The 4,199-nt window shown below is 64.6% G+C and carries 3 protein-coding genes; all 3 read left to right on the top strand.

The genetic code is table 11. The annotated features are described in order from the left end of the window. Positions 1–428: 428 nt before the first annotated feature. On the top strand, positions 429–1,691 hold the full coding sequence (locus tag Q4C89_RS05955) for an S-layer homology domain-containing protein (RefSeq protein ID WP_303101687.1): 1,263 nt from the start codon (positions 429–431) through the stop codon (positions 1,689–1,691). Between the two features lie 101 nt (positions 1,692–1,792). Beyond that, positions 1,793–2,179 carry a hypothetical protein gene (locus Q4C89_RS05950; protein ID WP_303101686.1) on the top strand — a complete coding sequence of 129 codons (387 nt, stop codon included), beginning with the start codon at positions 1,793–1,795 and terminating at the stop codon, positions 2,177–2,179. Further along, positions 2,176–4,199, top strand: a 2,024-nt coding sequence (recJ, locus tag Q4C89_RS05945; protein WP_303101685.1) for a single-stranded-DNA-specific exonuclease RecJ, incomplete at its 3' end; no start/stop codon positions are given. The genes Q4C89_RS05950 and recJ, both read left to right, overlap by 4 nt.

Below are 4,199 nucleotides of genomic sequence, written 5' to 3'. Positions count from 1 at the left end.
CTTACACATGATGCTCAAGGTGTGTCCAGAGTTGTAGAGACGGACGAAGTAGCGGATTTGAAGTCCCGTTGAGCTGCCGCCTAACCTCCCTCTCTCACGCCGCTTCAAGCTGACAGGTCATCTGAAAATTATCTCATGAGAAGGAAGACTAAGCCCTTCGTCGGATTTCTAATTTTTCCATCAGAGACTGGGTGTTTTCCTCCTCGTACAGAAGAAATGCCAAACAGATATATTTCCTCATTAATAACTCATGTGTATGTGTCTTGGGCTTCATTGGTCGGACAATGTTGAGCGGCGTGTCTCACTTAAGATGAATTTTTCACAGAATACTCATGGCCTCTCTCTAGCGTGTCCAGAGGAGCTGATGTGACCACCTGATAGAATGACCTGTCGGGCTGACCAATCAGCCGATTTTCAAGGAGAACCCCATGCGAAAGACCCTCGTGATTTCTTCCATCCTGGCCCTCGGCCTGGGCGCTGCCAGCGCTCAGACTGCGGCTCCCGCCACCCCCACCGCTGCCAACCAAGTGGTGCAGTTCAGTGACGTGCCTGCAGGCCACTGGGCCAAGGACGCCGTCGACCGCATCACCCAGTGTGGGCTTATCCAGGGCTTCCCCGATGGCACCTTCCGCGGTAACGAGAACCTGACCCGTTACCAAGCTGCCCTGATCTTCTACCGCCTCCTCAGCACCAACGCGCTTTCCACCTGCGGTCTGAGCCAGGGCGACATGACCGTCGTCATGAACGGCATGCAGGAAGTCAGCACCGAGCTGGCCGCCATCGCCACCCGCGTGAGCGACCTGGAAAAAGTCACCGCTGACCAGGCTGCCCGCCTCGCCGCCGTCGAAGAAAAGATCAACGGTATGGGCACGGGCGGCGCTGACCTGACCGCCGTGAACGCCCGCATCGACGCTCTCGAAGCCGCCGTCCGCAACATCCCCGCTGGCCCCCAGGGTCCCCAGGGTGAAAAGGGCGAGAAGGGTGACAAGGGCGACAAGGGTGACACCGGTCCCCAGGGTCCCGCTGGCACCGCGACCAGCACCAACACCACCACCACGACGACCACCACCGAAGTGCCCAGCACCACGGTCGTGATCGACACCGTGACCCCCACCGTCACCGCCCCCATGGGCAACCTGTACGCTGGCGTGACCGTCGGTGCGGCCTCCGGCAACAGCGACTACGCTGCCAACAAGTGCATCAAGCTGGGCTTCGGCAACCGCACCATCAACGCTGAGCGCGTGGGCTACTGCGTGAACGTGGGCGGCGTCGTCGGCTCCAAGAGCGTCTTCGGTCCCGTGGGTGCCCGCGTGGCGGCCTCCTACCAGCCCGGCTTCGGTGCGGTGAGCGCCGACGTGGCCGCGACCGGCAGCTTCGACGTGGCTGAAAACTTCGGCCTGTACGCTGGCGCTGGTCTGGGCATCACCAACAGCCGCGCCCGCATCGCCGCTGGTCAGACCAACGCTGGCCTGGCCGCGACCACCGGCAGCGCCACCGACGTGTACGGCCTGGGTCTGCTCGGTGCCGAGTACCGCGTCAATGGCAACATGGCCGTCTTCGCCGAAGGCAACGGTCGCTACTACCTGAGCAACAAGGGTGTGGGCACCAACATCGGCAAGACCGGCACCTACGATTCCAAGCAGAAGGGCCTGAACTTCGGCGCCAAGGCCGGCCTGAAGTTCTACTTCTAAGCCTCTCCAGGCATTCCTAGCCCCCTCCCCGTGAGGGGGTTTTTCGTATTTCGTGGTCCAGAGCCGCCCGCAGGGGAAGCCCTGGGCTACACTCTTGCCATATGCGCGTCATGCCGTTCTTTCAAGTTCTTCTGTTTCTGACGCTGCTCACCTACCTGCTTCTCGTCGCGCTGGAAAATCCCGGTCTGGTCAAGTTGCCGTTGCCGTTCGGACAGGGCGAGTGGTTGCTCTCCACCGGCCTGACTGTGGCGCTCTTTGCCGTGCTGGGGGGAACTTATGTGCTGCTGCTGGTACTGCCCGTGTTGTTGCGCACCTGGCTGCGGCGGCGCACCGAGCGGCGGGAGCGCCAAGATCTGGAACGTCGTCTGGTGGATACGCTGGGTGCGCGGGTTGCTTCGGTTCCGTCGGGGCGGGAAGAGACGGTTACAGCGACCACAGTTGAAGCCACTCCTGCGCCTGCCGAAGCGCCCAAGGCAGTGGACGCATGAATTGGCCTGGTGTCGAGACGGAGTGGCTGCTGGCCCCCCCCGCGAGTCGGGCAGAGCTGCTGGCGACCATGCGCGAGTGGAAAGTGTCGCCGCCGCTGGCGCAGGTGCTGTGTGCGCGAGGCCTGTCACGCGAGTTGCTGACGGGCACGCTGGAACTCACCCCGAATCCGGCGCTGCGAGAGGCCGCCCGGCGCATTGTGGCCGCTGCCGAGACGGGCAAACGCATCCGCATTCATGGCGACTACGATGCCGACGGCGTCAGTGCCACCGCGACCCTGGTGCTGGGACTGCGTGAAATCGGGGCCGACGTTCACGGCTTTATCCCCCACCGGCTCAACGAGGGTTACGGGATTCATCCCGACCGCGTGGCCGAACATGCCGGGGCCGCTGACCTGCTGGTGACGGTGGACTGCGGCGTGTCGAATCACGAGGAAGTTCGGAGTCTGATCGAACACGGAGTCGAGGTCATCGTCACCGACCACCACGCGCCCGGCGACGATTTTCCCGAATGTCTGGTCGTCCATCCCCACCTCACTCCTGGCTACGACCCCGAGCGCCACAACCTGACGGGCGCGGGCGTGGCCTATCACCTGCTCTGGGCGGTCTATGAAGAACTGGGCCGCCCGGCCCCCCACCACCTGTTGCCGCTGGCGACCCTGGGCACGGTGGCGGACGTGGCTCCGCTGCTGGGCGAGAACCGCGCCCTGGTGCAGGCGGGCCTGCTGGAAATGGCCAACACCGACCTCCCCGGCGTGCGGGCGCTGATGAAAGAGAAGAAGGTCAAAAACCCGACAGCGCGGGACGTGGCCTTCATCCTGGCACCGCGCATCAACGCTGCCGGACGAATGGGGGAGGCCGACAAAGCCCTCGACCTGCTGACCACCCGCAGCGAACACGAGGCGTCGAGTCTGGCCGCCTACCTTGAAATTCGCAACCAGGAGCGGCGCAAGATTCAGGACGAGATGTTCGTGCAGGCGCTGGAACTGGCCGACCCCAGCGACCCGGCACTGGTGCTCACCCACGATGAATGGCACGCCGGGGTCATGGGCATCGTGGCGAGCAAGCTGGTCGAAACGTTCTATCGCCCGGTCTACATCGTGGCGCAGGGCAAGGGGTCCGTGCGTTCGACTCCCGGCATCAGTGCGGTGCAGGGCTTGCGCCAGAGCCGTGAGCTGCTCAAACGTTTCGGCGGGCATCCGGGCGCGGCGGGGTTTTCGCTCGACCCGGCCAATTTCGCGGCCCTGCGCGACAGCATCCATGAGTATGCCCGGCAGTTTCCCGTTCCCAGGCGACAGGCCAGACTGGACGCGCCGCTGCTGCCCGAGGCCTTGACTCCCGAACTCCTCACCGAGCTTTCTCTCCTTGAGCCCTTTGGCGAGGGCAACAGCCGTCCGCTGTGGCACCTGCGCGGCGCGGTGTCCGAAACCCGGCTGGTGGGCAAGCAGGCCAACACCTTGCAATTCCGACTGGGACAGCTCAAGGGTGTCAAGTACGGCGAGCGCGACGATTCTCCGGGACTGCGTGACGTGGCTGCCGAACTCGTGGTCAACGAGTGGCGGGGCCGCACGTCGCTGGAACTGCACGCCGAGGCGCTCCGTCCGCCCTGTCCTCTCAGCTTGTCGGGAGCGGGGCCGGACGTGCCGGTGCTGGCGCGGCTCAACCCCCGCGAGGCCATCGTGTCCCTGCGAACGGGCGCGGCGGCTTACGCCGAAAATGGCGTGGCGACCTACCTGCGCGACAACGTGCCGGGCCTGACCCTGCTGGGCGCAGCCGACGACCATCCCGGCGGCGAACTCATTCTGTACGGTCTGCCCCCCGAAGACGCCCTGCGACGCTGGCTGACCCAGGCCCAGGAGCAGGGCGGGCGGCTCTCCTTCGCGCTGGGGCCTAAAACACTTGGCGAACTCGACGCCGCGCTTACCCTCTCGCAACTTACGGCGCAGGACGAGCAGGCCGCCGACGCCTACCGCTGCTGGCAGTGGGCGCACTATTACCGCGTGCTGGACGACATGGGCTGGAC

The organism is Deinococcus sp. (assembly GCF_030523985.1).
Lineage (GTDB): Bacteria > Deinococcota > Deinococci > Deinococcales > Deinococcaceae > Deinococcus.
Note: the sequence above shows the minus strand (reverse complement) of the source record. Positions and strands in the feature narration are given on the sequence as shown.

Excerpts from the sequence above, each read along its gene's own strand:
- Q4C89_RS05955 (WP_303101687.1), top strand. The coding sequence starts at position 429 with ATGCGAAAGACCCTCGTGATTTCTTCCATCCTGGCCCTCGGCCTGGGC.
- Q4C89_RS05950 (WP_303101686.1), top strand. The coding sequence starts at position 1,793 with ATGCGCGTCATGCCGTTCTTTCAAGTTCTTCTGTTTCTGACGCTGCTC.